Origin of the sequence: Pseudomonas mucoides, assembly GCF_015461845.1 — a bacterium.
GTDB classification, from domain to species: Bacteria; Pseudomonadota; Gammaproteobacteria; order Pseudomonadales; family Pseudomonadaceae; genus Aquipseudomonas; species Aquipseudomonas mucoides.
Genome location: NZ_JACOPW010000001.1, coordinates 1689686 through 1704340, shown reverse-complemented (window position 1 = coordinate 1704340; position 14655 = coordinate 1689686). Strand labels below are relative to the sequence as shown.

Annotated in this window: 13 protein-coding genes; 3 read left to right on the top strand and 10 right to left on the bottom strand. The window is 59.3% G+C overall.

The genetic code is table 11. The annotated features are described in order from the left end of the window. Positions 1 to 35 precede the first annotated feature (35 nt). Both H8F22_RS08010 and plsB read right to left on the bottom strand, forming a co-directional pair. Positions 36 to 650 (bottom strand): hypothetical protein, encoded by a 615-nt coding sequence (locus H8F22_RS08010; RefSeq protein ID WP_194939935.1) that lies wholly within the window; start codon positions 648 to 650, stop codon positions 36 to 38. A 102-nt stretch (positions 651 to 752) separates the two neighbouring features. Next, entirely contained in the window at positions 753 to 3236 is a 2484-nt protein-coding gene (gene plsB, locus H8F22_RS08005; RefSeq protein ID WP_027924962.1) for a glycerol-3-phosphate 1-O-acyltransferase PlsB, read from the bottom strand. A 165-nt stretch (positions 3237 to 3401) separates the two neighbouring features. Between plsB and H8F22_RS08000 the strand changes: the two genes are divergently transcribed. Then, positions 3402 to 3611, top strand: a complete 210-nt coding sequence (locus H8F22_RS08000) for a cold-shock protein (RefSeq protein ID WP_010462862.1) — start codon at positions 3402 to 3404, stop codon at positions 3609 to 3611. A 135-nt stretch (positions 3612 to 3746) separates the two neighbouring features. On the opposite strand, the gene H8F22_RS07995 is transcribed toward H8F22_RS08000, so the two are convergent. From H8F22_RS07995 to H8F22_RS07980, 4 genes are all read right to left on the bottom strand, one after another. Then, positions 3747 to 4124, bottom strand: a complete 378-nt coding sequence (locus H8F22_RS07995) for a hypothetical protein (protein WP_007947690.1) — start codon at positions 4122 to 4124, stop codon at positions 3747 to 3749. Positions 4125 to 4208: 84 nt separating this feature from the next. Then, positions 4209 to 5018, bottom strand: a complete 810-nt coding sequence (locus H8F22_RS07990) for a putative RNA methyltransferase (protein WP_027924963.1) — start codon at positions 5016 to 5018, stop codon at positions 4209 to 4211. After that, a complete protein-coding gene (gene dapE, locus H8F22_RS07985) occupies positions 5018 to 6169 on the bottom strand; it encodes a succinyl-diaminopimelate desuccinylase (protein WP_027924964.1) in 1152 nt (383 codons plus the stop codon). The genes H8F22_RS07990 and dapE overlap by 1 nt, the downstream gene beginning before the upstream one ends. 197 nt (positions 6170 to 6366) lie before the next feature. Then, on the bottom strand, positions 6367 to 8958 hold the full coding sequence (locus tag H8F22_RS07980) for a glycosyltransferase (protein ID WP_194939934.1): 2592 nt from the start codon (positions 8956 to 8958) through the stop codon (positions 6367 to 6369). Positions 8959 to 9176: 218 nt separating this feature from the next. Here H8F22_RS07980 and tcdA point away from each other — a divergent pair, with 218 nt between their 5' ends. Further along, positions 9177 to 9992 carry a tRNA cyclic N6-threonylcarbamoyladenosine(37) synthase TcdA gene (gene tcdA / locus H8F22_RS07975; protein ID WP_032833614.1) on the top strand — a complete coding sequence of 272 codons (816 nt, stop codon included), beginning with the start codon at positions 9177 to 9179 and terminating at the stop codon, positions 9990 to 9992. A gap of 115 nt (positions 9993 to 10107) precedes the next feature. Continuing rightward, positions 10108 to 11277: an IS4 family transposase gene (locus H8F22_RS07970; protein ID WP_194939933.1), complete on the top strand. Its 1170-nt coding sequence runs from the start codon at positions 10108 to 10110 to the stop codon at positions 11275 to 11277. A 46-nt stretch (positions 11278 to 11323) separates the two neighbouring features. On the opposite strand, the gene H8F22_RS07965 is transcribed toward H8F22_RS07970, so the two are convergent. The 4 genes from H8F22_RS07965 to H8F22_RS07950 all read right to left on the bottom strand — a co-directional run bounded on the left by H8F22_RS07965 (position 11324) and on the right by H8F22_RS07950 (position 14494). Continuing rightward, positions 11324 to 11728 carry a SufE family protein gene (locus H8F22_RS07965; RefSeq protein WP_194939932.1) on the bottom strand — a complete coding sequence of 135 codons (405 nt, stop codon included), beginning with the start codon at positions 11726 to 11728 and terminating at the stop codon, positions 11324 to 11326. Continuing rightward, entirely contained in the window at positions 11725 to 12930 is a 1206-nt protein-coding gene (locus tag H8F22_RS07960; RefSeq protein ID WP_194939931.1) for an aminotransferase class V-fold PLP-dependent enzyme, read from the bottom strand. The genes H8F22_RS07965 and H8F22_RS07960 overlap by 4 nt, the downstream gene beginning before the upstream one ends. 134 nt (positions 12931 to 13064) lie before the next feature. Next, on the bottom strand, positions 13065 to 14099 hold the full coding sequence (dapD, locus tag H8F22_RS07955; protein ID WP_027924969.1) for a 2,3,4,5-tetrahydropyridine-2,6-dicarboxylate N-succinyltransferase: 1035 nt from the start codon (positions 14097 to 14099) through the stop codon (positions 13065 to 13067). Positions 14100 to 14131: 32 nt separating this feature from the next. Beyond that, complete coding sequence (locus tag H8F22_RS07950; protein WP_007949322.1) at positions 14132 to 14494, bottom strand: ArsC family reductase; 363 nt, start codon at positions 14492 to 14494, stop codon at positions 14132 to 14134. Positions 14495 to 14655 lie beyond the last annotated feature (161 nt).

The window sequence follows — 14655 nt, the reverse complement described above, 5'->3', positions numbered from 1 at the left end:
CTTCCTTGTTCGGTTTATTGTGAGCGTGAAGGTTATCAGGCTTTGCTGAAGGGTTTTAATACAACAGAACCGGGATAGACTTCGATTGAGTTGCGGTATCCATTTTCAATCGCCGTCAGGGTATAGCGTTTACCTGGCACAACAGTGTTCGGATCGTATTCCAGATAAAACGCCTCTGCCATTTGTTCACTGATATGCACTTGAGTCAGTTGCAACGTCGCATTGTCGTGCTCATGGGCAACAATGGTCACTGCGTGTTCAGGCGCCACCGCTTGAGGTTCTTGCGCCTGGATGTAGAGGCGACCGATCGGGCTCAGGTGCAGTGTTTGGCGGTGTGGTGCGCGGTGAACAACAATGAAGTGGTCCAGATCAATCAACAGCGGCACACCGTTGTGGGTCATGCTGACATTCACGCGGTATTTGACGCTGACATCGGAATAACTGTGCGCAAACGTAAAGTTCCAGCGGCCGCTGTACAGCAACGGTTTACGGGATTGCGCCACTTTAATGAGAGCCTGAGTGTTTGCCGTATAAACGCTTATATAAGTCTCGGCCTCGCCACCGTCAGGGGGTATAAAGTCTTCAGGCAAACTCAATGTCAGGGTGATGTAGTGGGTGGGGTTATCTAATGAGTTCATCGTGATATCCATATCGTGGTGGGGTACTTGAAGGGATCTATTAATCCATAATCGGACAACTATAAGAACGTCCCTGTTCTTATAGTTGTTGTCAGGGCGTTACTGACGATCCCACTAAGCCTGATCCGCCGCATCTTCACTGCGATGCAACGCTACCTGACGGATCGACAAGCGAATCTCCGCCGGCAACACCCGTTTGGCCGCGCCTTCGGCCAGTTCGCCGAGCAATTCGTGATAGCTCAACTTGCCGGCTTCGTCGCGCTTGAGCACCTCGAGGTCCAGCATCGTCTGGATGAAGTGACGGAACAGGCTCTTGTCGAAGAATTCCGGGGCGTTCAGGCCATGGAGGATCGACAGGCGCTGGGCCATGACCGTGCACAAGTCTTCCAGCTCCTCGGCGCTGATGCTGTTCTGGCCGCTGTTGAGCAGCAGGGACACGGTCATGTAGAAGCGCTGCAAGGTCTGGGCGATGCTCTTGGACAGCAAGGTCAGCAGCACGAAATGCCGTGAGCTGGGTGCCGGGCGCAGGTAGACATCGTTTTCGAAGCGCAGCAGGCCTTGTTCGACAAACGCTTGCAGCCATTGGTCGATCACGGCGTCCAGTTCATCCATGGACCAGCGAATGAACAGTTCCGATTGCAGGTACGGATACAGTGCGCGGGTGTAACGCAGGATCTGGTCGCGGTTCATGCGCGAAGCGCTCTGGAAAAAACTCGCGAGCAGTGCCGGCAACGCAAAAATATGCAGTACGTTGTTGCGGTAGTAGGTCATCAGGACGGCGTTTTGCTCGTCCAGGTACAAAATTTTGCCCAGGGCATCGCTCTGCTCGGACAGCAGGTCCATGTCCTTCACATGCTCGATCAGCGCACGACCGTCACCTTCCGGTAGCGTGGTGTGCGGCGAATACGGAACCTTGCGCAGCAGTGCCAGATATAGATCGAGCACCCGCGCCATGGCGCGATCATCCAGTGCCAGACGGCTGGTGGACAGCAACGCCAGCGCCACCAGATTCACCGGGTTGATCGCTGCCGCTTCGTTGAGATGCTGTGCGACTTTATCGCCGAGGCGGTTAGTCGTTTCGTTGAGCCAGGCCGGTTTGAATTGCGGGCCGAGTTCCTGTTGGCGCCAGTCCGGCTGTTCGCTGTCGAGGAACTCCGCCAGTTTGATCGGCTCGCCGAAGTTCACCGCCACCTGGCCGAAGCGCTGCTTGAGCGCGCCGATGACCTTGAAAATATCGAAGATCGACTCTTTCTTCTTGGTCGCACCACGCAGTTCACCGAGGTAGGTCCGGCCTTCCAATACGCGCTCGTAACCGATGTACACCGGCACAAACACGATGGGCATGCGCGACGAACGCAGGAAGCTGCGCAGGGTAATCGCGAGCATCCCGGTTTTTGGTTGCAGCATGCGCCCGGTGCGCGAGCGGCCACCCTCGACGAAGTATTCGACCGGGAAACCTTTGGTAAACAAGGTGTGCAGGTACTCGTTGAACACGGAGGTGTACAGCGGGTTGCCCTTGAAGGTGCGGCGCATGAAGAACGCACCACCGCGACGCAGCAGGCCGCCGATCCCCGGCATGTTGAGGTTGATCCCGGCGGCGATGTGCGGCGGGGTCAGGCCATTGCGGAACAGCAGATAGGACAGCAACAGGTAGTCGATGTGGCTGCGGTGGCAGGGCACGTAGATCACTTCGTAACCCGGGGCGACCTTTTGCACGCCTTCGATGTTGTTGACCTTGATGCCGTCGTAAATCTTGTTCCAGAACCAGCTCAACACCACTTCCATGAAGCGGATTGCGGTGTAGGTGTAGTCGGAGGCTATCTCGTTGCCGTAGCGCAGGGCCTGGGCCTTGGCTTTCTCCGGGGAGATGTTCTCGCGCTCGGCTTCGTCGAGGATCGCTTGCTTGACCAGTGGCTGGTTGAGCAAGCCCTTGACCAGATTGCGCCGGTGGGAAATGTCCGGGCCGATGACGGCGGCTTTGAGGTTGCGGAAGTGCACCCGCAGGATCCGCTGGGCCATGCGCACGGTGCGCTCGTGGCCCTTGTTGTGATCGATCAGCTCGCGCAGGTGAATCGGCGCGGAAAACTGCACGCGGGTCTTGCGTCCGAGCACGATGATACTCAGCAAGCGACGCAGGCGACCGGTGACCGCCCAGCTGTCGGCGAAGAGCAATTTCCATGGGCTCGATTCGCTGTCCGGCGACTGGCCCCAGAACACGCTGACCGGAATGATCTGCGCGTCTTCGGCGGCATTCTGGCTCAGGGCACTGACCAGGCGAGTCAGGGTGGGCGGCGCGCCGCGTTTATCCTGACGGCCGAGCCAGTCGGGCTCTGGCGTGAGGTAAAAGAACGCGGCGGGTTCCACCAGGTTACCCACTGAAACCGGCAACACCGGGCGAGGCAGGCCGGCCTTGCTGCATTCGGTGTCGACCACGGCGAGGTCGGTCAGCGAAGGGTTTTGCAGGACGTAGAACACCGGACGACTGCGGTCGAGGTTGAGGGTAAACGACGACTGGTTGATCGTCTCCGAGCGAACCCAGAGATACAACAGTCGGCGCAGGGTGCCAAACACAAGACGGCGGAACGGGGAACGGGTCATACGGCTTCTGCGTGAGTGAATAAAACCGAGCGTTTGCTCGGGTGGGCGATAGTGTGCCGTATTCACCGAAAATCGGCAAAAAAGCGGCTAAGTAAAGTGAGTTGAGAGTTTTGACGGCTGTCATATACTCGGCCGTTCAAAATAAAAACAAGGGGGTACTGATTCATGGCTACGCGCGAAACCGGCAACGTGAAGTGGTTCAACGACGCCAAGGGCTACGGCTTTATTCAACGCGAGGACGGGGTGGACGTGTTCGTGCATTACCGCGCGATTCGCGGCGAAGGGCACCGTTCGCTGGCTGAAGGCCAGCAGGTTGAATACGCCGTGGTGACCGGCGAGAAAGGGCTGCAGGCTGAGGACGTTGTAGGTTTGTAAACCCGATCTTCAGATCACCCAGAACCACTGTGGGAGCGAGCTTGCTCGCGATGACTGACTGACATTCAACATTGATGTTGGCTGACAGGGCCCCATCGCGAGCAAGCTCGCTCCCACAGGTTTTGTGTACTGGTTTTAAGCAGTTTTCCAGGTGATTTCTTCTTCACCGTCAGCGCTGATACGCATCCAGCGATCCGCTGTCTCTTCACCTTCTTCCTCGACCCACGTACCCGGCGCGCAACGCACTTCGACGTTCAGCGCGGCAAAGGCTGCGCGGGCGCAGGCAATGTCGTCTTCCCATGGGGTCTGGTCGCTGTCCAGAAACAGGCTGTTCCATTTGCCCACGGCTTTTGGCAACCAGGTCACCGGCACGTTGCCGGCCTTGCACTTGTATGTCTGGCCTTTCTGAACCCAGTCGGTGCACGGGCCCAACGCAGTGCCGAGCCAGGCCGCGATGGCCTTGTAGTCGACGTCGGCGTCTTTCAGGTAAATCTCGATATCGGGTTGGCGCATGGATGTCCTCACTGCGGGTCTGAAAAATCCATTCGCGGATTTAGCCGGCCTCAAGCCGTTGCTCAAGACCAAAAAATTAAGGGTTTATTGAAGAACGAAGTAATCGTAGCGCATCGACACAGTGACCTCGAACGGCTCGGCCTGTTCGATGACCGCTGCGCGGCGTTCGGCACTGGCGCGCCAGCCGTGGGGCGTCATGGCCAGCAGGTTCGCGCGGTCCTGACCCTCTGCAAGCGTCAGTTTGAATTCCAGGGTTTCACTGTGCGCCAACGCCATGCCGTCCGGCACCAGGGCCAGATGCTTGTCGTCGGTGTATTCGCGGACTTCGTCGTACAGCCGCTCGCGTAACTCCATCAGATGGCCGCTGGTCGGCCCGACTTTCATCAAGCCGCCACCGGGGCTGAGCAGGCGTTTGGCTTCTTCCCAATCCAATGGGCTGAAGACGCTGGCGAGAAACTGGCAACTGCCGGAAGCCAACGGCACCCGCGCCATGCTGGCAATCAACCAGGTCAGCTGCGGGTTGCGTTTGCAGGCGCGTTTGACCGCTTCGCGGGAGATGTCCAGCGCGTAACCGTCGGCATTGGGCAAGGCCTCGGCGATTTGCGCGGTGTAGTAACCCTCGCCACAGCCGATGTCCAGCCAGCGCTGTGGCGCATAGTGCGCCGCCAGTTCCGCCAGACGCTTGGCCACCGGCGCGTAGTGGCCGGCGTTCAGGAAATCGCGGCGGGCTTCGACCATGGCCAGGTTATCCCCAGGGTCGCGGCTGTTTTTGTGCTGCACCGGCAACAGGTTCAGGTAACCCTGGCGCGCGCGGTCGAACCGATGCCCGGCGGGGCAGGCCACGCCGTTGTCCACCGCGTTCAGCGGTTCACTGCAGATCGGGCAAGCGAGCATCAGGCGAGCAACTTGATCAGGGTCTGGTAGTAGATTTCGGTCAGCACGTCGAGGTCGGCGGCCAGTACACGCTCGTTGACCTGGTGGATCGTGGCGTTGACCGGGCCCAGTTCAACCACTTGCGTGCCCATGGTCGCGATGAAGCGACCGTCGGAGGTGCCACCGCTGGTGGACGCCTTGGTGTCGCGGCCGGTGATGTCCTTGATGCTCGACGCCACGGCATCCAGCAACGCCCCCGGCTCGGTCAGGAACGGCAGACCGGACAGCGCCCAGTCGATGTGCCAGTCCAGGCCATGCTTGTCGAGGATGTCGGCGACGCGTTTTTGCAGGCCTTCAACGGTGGATTCGGTGGAGAAGCGGAAGTTGAACACCGCCACCAGGTCGCCCGGGATCACGTTGGTCGCGCCGGTGCCGGAATTGACGTTGGAGATCTGGAAACTGGTCGGCGGGAAGAAATCGTTGCCGTGGTCCCAATGCTCGGCGGCCAATTCGGCCAGGGCCGGGGCAGCGAGGTGGATCGGGTTCTTGGCGAGGTGCGGATAGGCCACGTGGCCCTGAACACCACGAACGGTCAGCTTGGCACCGAGGGAGCCGCGACGGCCGTTCTTGACCACGTCGCCTACCAGCGTGGTGCTCGACGGTTCGCCGACGATGCACCAGTCCAGACGTTCCTTACGCGCGGCGAGGCGTTCAACCACCGCCTTGGTGCCGTGGTGCGCCGGGCCTTCTTCGTCGCTGGTGATCAGGAAAGCGACCTTGCCCTTGTGGTCCGGGTAATCGGCAACGAAGCGCTCGGCGGCCACGGTCATCGATGCCAGGCTGCCCTTCATGTCCGCCGCGCCACGGCCGCAGAGCATGCCGTGTTCGTCGATCAGCGCATTGAACGGGTCGATCTGCCAGGCCGTCACCGGACCGGTCGGCACCACGTCGGTGTGACCGGCGAAGCACAGCACCGGGCCGTCATGTTTGCCGTGGGTCGCCCAGAAGTTATCCACATCTTCGATGCGCATCGGTTCCAGCATGAAACCGGCATCGCCCAGGCGCTGCATCATCTGCTTCTGGCAATCGGCGTCGACCGGCGTCACGGACGGACGGCGGATCAGGTCGATGGCGAGTTGAAGGGTCGGCGAAAGGTCGGCGTGGGCCGTCATGGAAAACTCCGGAAGCTAATTGTGTAGGAGCAGAATTTGCTCGCGATGAACGATGATGAGGTCTTTCTGTTACACCGAGTCGCATCAATCGCGAGCAAGCTTTGCTCCTACAGGAATTGGTGCTGGGCGCGCAAAATGGCGGTTATCTTAAAGCAAAACGGCGACCATTGGCCGCCGTTTAGTGCATCCATACAGATTTAGACGGCGGGTGCCGGCTCCGGCTCGGCGGCCGGTTTCGGCAGCGAAGACAGGAACGCCATGATCAGCGCCGCCAGGTATGGCAGCGATTGCACCAGCAACATGGTCACCCAGAAGCGCATGTCGTTGCTCGGCAAGCCGTTGACCAGAAAGATCCCCAGCGCCGCGCCCCACAACAGCAGCATGATGAACACCTCTTCACGGGCCTCCGAAATTGCCACCCAGAAGCCGTGGTTATCGGCGTTTTTCGGGGTGCGGAAGAACGGAATGCTGCTGGTGAAGAAGCCGTACAGCACCGCTTTGGCGATGGTGTGCGACAACGCCAGCCCGGCCAGAGCCGCGCAGAACGCATCTTTGAGGTTCACGCCGACGGCGCGGCGATACAGGAAGATGATCTTGCCGACCTTGAACACGAACAGCGCCAACGGCGGGATTGCGAAAATCAGCAACGGCGGATCGACCCGCTGCGGCACGATGATCATCGCCGCCGACCACAACAATGCGCCGACCGTGAAGAAGATGTTCATGCCATCTGCGACCCACGGCAGCCAGCCCGCAAGGAAGTGGTAACGCTGGCCACGGGTCAGCTCGGTGTCCTTGCCGCGCAGCAGGCTGGCGGTGTGGCGCTTGATGATCTGAATCGCTCCGTAGGCCCAGCGGAAACGCTGTTTCTTGAAGTCGATAAAGGTATCGGGCATCAAGCCTTTGCCATAGCTGGTGTGGTAATACGCCGCCGACAGGCCTTTTTCGAACACGCGCAGACCCAACTCGGCGTCTTCACAGATGCACCAGTCAGCCCAGCCGAGCTCTTCAAGCACCGAGCGCCGGGTCATGGTCATGGTGCCGTGCTGGATGATCGCGTCACGGTCGTTGCGGGTGACCATGCCGATGTGGAAGAAGCCTTTGTATTCCGCGTAGCAGAGCTTTTTGAAGGTGCTTTCGTTCTGATCGCGATAGTCCTGCGGCGACTGCACCACCGCAATTTTCGGATCGGCGAAGTGCGGCACCATGTGCTTGAGCCAGTTCGGATCGACGCAGTAATCCGAGTCGATTACCGCGATGACTTCGGCATCCTTGGCGGTGTGCGGGATCAGGTAGTTCAGCGCGCCGCCCTTGAAACCGGCCAGCGGTGCAACGTGGAAGAACTTGAAGCGCGGGCCGAGGGTTTCGCAGTAATCGCGCACCGGTTCCCAGACCGCAGGGTCCTTGGTGTTGTTGTCGATGATCAGGACTTCGAAGTCCGGGTAATCGAGGTTGGCCAGCGCGTTGAGGGTCTGTTTGACCATCTCCGGCGGCTCGTTGTAGCAGGGCACGTGGATTGAGACTTTCGGTCTGTAGTCCGAGTCGCCCACCACCGGCAGGAATTCACGACGACGCTTGTGAGTCCAGACCGCTTCGGCCAGTTCATGCGCCTCGGTCAGCAGAACGATAAAGACCCCGAGCGCGCCGAGGGCCAGGAGGAGTCCAACTGTCAGGCTGAACCAGGTGCTGTATTGCTGGCTGTAGTCGTAACCGATCCACACCAACACCGAACCGCACAGGAACGCGATAAAGGTCAGGAAGGTACGGCCACGCTGGCGCAGGGCCGAGCCGTCGATCATCAGCAGGGTCAGGGACAGCAATGCCAATACGGCCGAGCCGATCGCCAGCACGCGCCATTGCGGGATCGCGACCACCGGGCCCTCGAAGTTGAATTTCTGCTGGCGCGCGGCATTGAACACGCCCCAATACGCGCCCACCGAACCTTCGTCGCTGGCCTTCCACGGCTGGTCAAATGCTTCGATCACGAAGTAGTTGAAGCCCTGGCGGTTGAGTTTGTTGACCAAGGTGCGCAGGTAGATCGCCTGATCCGCCGGGCTCGCATCGGTGCCGCCACGCATACGGCCGTTGCTCGGCCAGCCAACCTCCGAGAGCAACAGCGGTTTTTTCGGGAACATCTTTTTCAGGTCGCGGGCGCGGTCAAGGACGAACTGGCCGGCTTTGTCCACCGGGATGAATTCCCAGTAAGGCAAAACGTGGGCGGCGATCAGGTCGACGTGCTTGGCCAGTTCCGGGTGTTCTTCCCAGACGTGCCACTGCTCGGACGTGGTCACCGGCACCTTCACGGCGGCGCGCACGCGATCAAGGATCACGCTCAGTTCGGCAGCGGTAATTTCCTTACGGAAGATCGCCTCGTTACCGACCACCACGCGAACCACACTGCGGGAGGTGTTGGCAATTTCGATGGCACGGGTTATTTCGCGCTCATTGCGCTCCTGGTCCGGGCTGATCCAGATCCCCAGGGTCACGCGCAGGCCGAATTCCTCGGCGAGCTTGGGAATGTCTTCCAGGGTGCCGTCGACCGAGTAAGTACGGATGTTGTCCGTCAGCTTGCTCATGATCTCCAGGTCGCGACGCATTTGATCGTCGGTCGGGTACTGCTCTTTCTGCGGGTACTGGCCTTGCTGGAACGGCGAGTACGAGAAGCCGGAGATCTGTTCAGGCCAGTTGGGGGCGGTGACCGGGCGGTTGATCAGCGCCCAGAAGCCGGTAAACAAGGCTGCGATGGCGAGCACCACGACCAGGTTGAGTCCAAATTTGCGGGATGACATAGCTATTTCAGGTTCCAAAGACTGTGGAACGAAGGAACGGTTGGCGGTCGCCAAGGGGCGCGCATCCTACACCGGGCATTCTCTTTTCGTACAGCGGACAGGGAATTGCCGGACATTGGGCAATTTGCTTTCACATAAGTTCTTACACTTGTAGCCAGAAGGTTAAAAGTTCTCGCGCAGTGGCCCTATAATGCGCGCCGGTTTTTGGGGTATTGGTCATGAGTACAGAAGATCCGCGGTTTGCAGGCATCGCCCGTTTGTATGGCATCGAGGGGCTGGAGCGCCTGCGCGCTGCGCATGTGGCAATCGTTGGCGTCGGCGGCGTGGGTTCGTGGGCTGCGGAAGCCATCGCCCGGTGTGGCGTGGGCGAGATTTCGCTGTTTGACCTCGACGACGTCTGCGTCAGCAACGCCAACCGTCAGTTGCACGCGCTGGACAGCACCGTCGGCAAACCCAAAGTTGAAGTGATGGCCGAGCGCCTGCGCGGGATCAACCCGGACTGCTCGGTGCACGCGGTGGCGGATTTCGTCACCCGCGAGACCATGGCCGAGTACATCACGCCGAACATTGACTGCGTGATCGATTGCATTGACAGCGTCAACGCCAAGGCCGCGCTGATTGCCTGGTGCAAGCGGCGCAAGATCCAGATCATCACCACCGGCGGTGCGGGTGGGCAGATTGATCCGACGCTGATTCAGGTGTGCGACTTGAACCGTACGTTCAATGATCCGTTGGCGTCGAAAGTGCGCTCGACCTTGCGTCGCGACTACGGCTTCTCTCGCACCGTGACTCGCCATTACAGCGTGCCTTGTGTGTTTTCTACTGAGCAACTGCGCTACCCGAAACCGGATGGCAGCATCTGTTTGCAGAAGAGTTTTGTCGGCGATGGCGTGAAGCTGGACTGTGCGGGCGGGTTTGGTGCGGTGATGATGGTAACGGCGACGTTCGGGATGGTGGCGGCGACCAAGGCTGTGGACAAGATTGTGGCGGGTGTTCGGCGCCCTTCGGATCGGGTCAAGCCTGAGGTTGGATGATTGTTCCCACGCAGAGCGTCACTAGTGTCCGGTAAAAACCCAAGGGGGAGCTTGCTCCCCCTTGCTGTGCCTGCTTCGTAAGCAATAATCAGGTTTTCACACTCGATTTTCTCCCATGTTCAGCAGCACTCGATTTGCGCAAATGCTTCAAGCCCTTCCTCATCAGCTCTTCAAAGCCGCCGTCAAACGCTGTGGCGCTGATCGGTACGCCAAACAATTCACGTCCTGGGATTTGCTCGTTACGTTGATTTTTGGTCAGCTGACGCAAGCCAAAAGCTTGCGTACGTTGGCGACAGCTTCACAGTCGCTGCACCCCCATCGTCACCACCTCAACGCCAAAAACATGGTGCGTTCAACCCTTTGTGATGCGTTGAACAAGCGCAGCTCAGAGCCGTTTCGGCTGGCCTGCGAGCATTTGCTTCAGGGCATCGGCCGCAAGCAGCGCAAGTCGCTCGAAGCGATGATCACCCTGATCGACTCGACCTCGATCAGCCTGCGCGGACCCGGTTTTGACGAATGGACCACCGCGACAAAAACCCGCATAACCCAAGGCTTGAAGGTGCATGTGGCCATCGATCCACAGCAAACAGCCCCGACTTACGTAAACATCAGCGCCGCCAACGTCAACGATCTGAGCGATGCCCTGACCATGCCGCTTGAAGCAGGTATGACGTACGTTTTCGACAAGGGTTACTGCGACTACAACTGGTGGCACCAGATTGATCAAGTGGGCTCTTTTTTCGTCACACGACTGAAGAAAAACGCCAATCTAAAGCCGGTAGAAAATTTGAGAGAAAAGGATGCACCGGAATTCATTGAGGCGGACGAATCGGTATTGTTCGGCAAGAAATACCTGAGCACTCGACGTCCGAATCACTACCAAAATCAGGCTGTGCGTCGGGTTCAGGTCCGTCGAGAGGCCCACGAAACGCCATTGATTCTGGTCACCAACGACTTCTCTCGCTCAGCGGAGGAGATCGCCGATCTGTACAAGCAACGTTGGCAGATCGAGCTGTTTTTCAAGTGGATCAAGCAAAACCTCAAGCTCAAACGGTATTTCGGCTTCTCCGAAAATGCCGTTCGATTGCAGATATACAGCGCCTTGATTACCTACCTTTTGCTGCATCTTTATCAGCGCCGTTCAGGTTGCTCGGGGTCTATTTCAGACTTTGCCATTAGGCTAACCCACAGCTTGTTCGAACGCCCATTAAGCATCGAACACCTTGAACACCGAAGGCAAAAGCGAACAAAGCTGAAGGCTGCCCAAGGCAGCCTTCAGCTTTGAAAAGGTTTTACCGGACACTAGTGACGCAGAGCGTGGGAACGATCAGTTACTGAGCCAACTCATTCATTCGCTGGAGCACGGCATTCAGGCCATTGCTGCGCGACGGCGACAGCTGCCGCGAAAGCCCGAGTTGATTGAACCACTCCGGCAAATCCACCTGCCGCAATTCAGCCGCCGACAACCCGTTGACCCGCGCCAGCAGCAACGCCACCAACCCGCGAATCAACCGCGCGTCGCTGCTTGCCGCAAACTGCCAATAACCGTCCAGCAGCGCGCCCACCAACCAGACCTGGCTTTCACAGCCATGCACCCGGTTGGCATCTACCTTATCCACATCGCTCAACGCAGGCAGGCGGTCGCCCCATTGCATCAGCAATCGCGCGCGCTGTTCCCAGCCGGCAGCGTTCTGGAACGTCTCCAGCGCCGCCACCGCATCGGCAGGCAGATTCATCTCAACAGCTCCAGCGCCTGATCCAGCGCTTCAAAGAATCGCTCCAGGTCTTCGGAATCGTTGTACAGCGCCAACGACACCCGGATCGCCCCGGCCAGTTCGAAGCTTTTGAGGAGCGGCATCGCGCAGTGATGCCCGGCACGAACGGCAATTCCCTGTTCGGTCAGCAAATGCGCCAGGTCTGAGTTATGCACACCCTCGACGACAAAACTCGCCAGGGCCAGTTGCGGTTTGCCCAGCAATCGAATGCCGTTACGGGCCTCAAGACCCTTCAGCAAGTAATCATGCAGCGCGGCTTCATGGGCGTTAACGGCGTCCTGATCGAGCCCGGTGAGGTAATCCAGGGTCGCGCCCAGACCAATCACAGCGGCAATAGGTGGCGTTCCGGCCTCGAAACCCAACGGGGCAGGGCGGAAGCGTGCGTGGTGGTAATCCGCATCCAGCACCATTTCGCCGCCGAATTGCCAGTGACGCAGTTGCTTCAGTGCCTCGTTGCGGCCGAACAACACACCGAGGCCATCGGGGCCATAGAGCTTGTGGCTGGAAAACACATAGAAGTCGCAACCCAGTGCCTGCACGTCATGCCGGCCATGCACCACGCCTTGAGCGCCGTCGACCACGGTCAACGCATCGTGCGCCTTGGCCATCGCCATTAAGGACGGCAGTGGCTGCCAGACGCCGAGCACGTTGGACAGCTGACTGACCGCCAGCAAGCGGGTTTGCGGCCCAATCAACTGCGCGGCGGCCTCAAGATCGATCAAGCCGTCGGCATCCAGCGGCAGGATCACCAGATTCAGCTCGCGCCGCTGGGCCAGTTGCTGCCATGGCAGCAGGTTGGCGTGATGCTCCAGGGCGCTGATGACAATCTCATCGCCCGGATTGAAAAGATGCTCCAGGCCATAGGCCAGGAGGTTCAGCGCGGAGGTCGCGCCATGGGTAAAGATGATCTGCCCGCCATCGCCAGCATTCAGCCATTGCGCGACTTTGCTGCGACTGGCCTCGAACGCTTGGGTGGCGTGGGCGCCGGGCAAGTGTTGCGCCCGATGCACATTGGCTGCGCCGTTGGCGTAGTAATGCGTCAGGGCATCCAGCAGGGCTTGAGGCTTTTGCGTGGTGGCGGCGTTGTCCAGATAGGTCTGGTCTTGCCGTTGCAGAGCGGCGATGGCCGGAAAATCGGCGCGCCAGGGAGAGGGGATCATCATGTTATTTCGGCCCTGGTAAACATGGGCGGGTGTACGCCAAACCCGTAGGAGCAAAGCGTGCTCGCGAAGCTTTTAGTGGCCTCAGGGGCCCCATCGCGAGCAAGCTCTGCTCCTACAGGTGATCGTGACGTCGCTTAGTTGTGAGCGTGCAGCGCTTCGTTCAGTTCGATGGCCGATTTGTGGGTTTTGCATTCCACGGCACCGGTCTCCGAATTGCGACGGAACAACAGGTCAGGTTGGCCGGCCAGTTCACGCGCCTTGACGACTTTGACCAGCTTGTTGTTTTCGTCCAGCAGCGCCACTTTGGTGCCAGCGGTCACGTACAGGCCCGACTCAACGGTGTTGCGGTCGCCCAACGGAATACCGATACCGGCGTTCGCGCCGATCAGGCAGCCTTCACCGACCTTGATCACGATGTTGCCACCGCCCGACAGGGTACCCATGGTCGAGCAACCGCCGCCCAGGTCCGAACCCTTGCCGACGAATACGCCAGCGGAAACGCGGCCTTCGATCATGCCCGGGCCTTCGGTGCCGGCGTTGAAGTTGACGAAGCCTTCGTGCATCACGGTGGTGCCTTCGCCGACGTAAGCGCCCAGACGGATACGTGCCGCGTCAGCGATACGCACGCCGGCCGGTACCACGTAGTCGGTCATTTTCGGGAACTTGTCCACCGAGAACACTTCCAGCAACTCGCCACGCAGGCGGGCTTCCAGTTGATGCTCGGCCAGTTCGGACAGGTCGATCGCGCCCTGGCTGGTCCATGCCACGTTCGGCAGCAGCGGGAACACGCCGGCCAGGTTCAGGCCATGGGGCTTGACCAGGCGGTGCGACAGCAGGTGCAGCTTGAGGTAAGCCTCAGGCGTGGAAGTCAGTTGCACGTCTTCGGCCAGAATGGTCGCGACCAGCGGCTTGTGGCTCTCGGCCAGACGGGTCAGCAGGGAAGCCTGGGCAGCGTCGACGCCTTTCAGCGCTTCAGCCAGTTGCGACGCCTGAGCGGTGCTGAAAGCGATGGCCTGATTGCCTTCGGTGTAACCCAGGACCGGCGCGATGGCGGCGATGACTTCAGCCGACGGATGCAGGACAGGGGCGGCGTAGAACACTTCCAGCCATGCGCCTTGACGGTTTTGAGTGCCGACACCGAAGGCCAGGCTGAACAGGGAATTGGACATGTGAATACCTCTACAAAATTGAACGGGCTGGCTTACTTGAGCGCTGCCGCGTAGATATCTGGCTTGAAGCCAATCAGGGTTCGGTCACCGAGATCGAGCACCGGGCGCTTGATCATCGAGGGTTGTGCGAGCATCAGTTCGATGGCTTTCGGCTGGTCGAGATCGGCTTTGCGTTCGTCGTCGAGCTTGCGAAAGGTCGTGCCTGCACGGTTCAACACCACTTGCCAGCCGTGCTCGTCGCACCATTGGGTCAGGTGTTCACGGTCGATTCCGGCCGTTTTGTAATCATGAAAGTCATAGCTGACAGCGTGTTCATCGAGCCAGGTGCGCGCCTTTTTCATGGTGTCGCAGGCTTTGATGCCGAAAAGGTGCAACGTTTTGCTTGAAACGGTCAAGGAATTGCCCCCTTTGCAGGTGCTGAAAAAAAAAGGTGACGGATTATGCCATGGCCTTCCGGTTAAAACGCAAAACCTGTGGGAGCTCAGATCCGCCTGCGACATTGGTGTAACGTCCGTCGTGCAGTCTATGCGGCTAATATGGCACTTCGATGCTGTCG

Excerpts from the sequence above, each read along its gene's own strand:
- H8F22_RS08010 (WP_194939935.1), bottom strand. The coding sequence starts at position 650 with ATGGATATCACGATGAACTCATTAGATAACCCCACCCACTACATCACC.
- plsB (WP_027924962.1), bottom strand. The coding sequence starts at position 3,236 with ATGACCCGTTCCCCGTTCCGCCGTCTTGTGTTTGGCACCCTGCGCCGA.
- H8F22_RS08000 (WP_010462862.1), top strand. The coding sequence starts at position 3,402 with ATGGCTACGCGCGAAACCGGCAACGTGAAGTGGTTCAACGACGCCAAG.
- H8F22_RS07995 (WP_007947690.1), bottom strand. The coding sequence starts at position 4,124 with ATGCGCCAACCCGATATCGAGATTTACCTGAAAGACGCCGACGTCGAC.
- H8F22_RS07990 (WP_027924963.1), bottom strand. The coding sequence starts at position 5,018 with ATGCTCGCTTGCCCGATCTGCAGTGAACCGCTGAACGCGGTGGACAAC.
- dapE (WP_027924964.1), bottom strand. The coding sequence starts at position 6,169 with ATGACGGCCCACGCCGACCTTTCGCCGACCCTTCAACTCGCCATCGAC.
- H8F22_RS07980 (WP_194939934.1), bottom strand. The coding sequence starts at position 8,958 with ATGTCATCCCGCAAATTTGGACTCAACCTGGTCGTGGTGCTCGCCATC.
- tcdA (WP_032833614.1), top strand. The coding sequence starts at position 9,177 with ATGAGTACAGAAGATCCGCGGTTTGCAGGCATCGCCCGTTTGTATGGC.
- H8F22_RS07970 (WP_194939933.1), top strand. The coding sequence starts at position 10,108 with ATGTTCAGCAGCACTCGATTTGCGCAAATGCTTCAAGCCCTTCCTCAT.
- H8F22_RS07965 (WP_194939932.1), bottom strand. The coding sequence starts at position 11,728 with ATGAATCTGCCTGCCGATGCGGTGGCGGCGCTGGAGACGTTCCAGAAC.
- H8F22_RS07960 (WP_194939931.1), bottom strand. The coding sequence starts at position 12,930 with ATGATGATCCCCTCTCCCTGGCGCGCCGATTTTCCGGCCATCGCCGCT.
- dapD (WP_027924969.1), bottom strand. The coding sequence starts at position 14,099 with ATGTCCAATTCCCTGTTCAGCCTGGCCTTCGGTGTCGGCACTCAAAAC.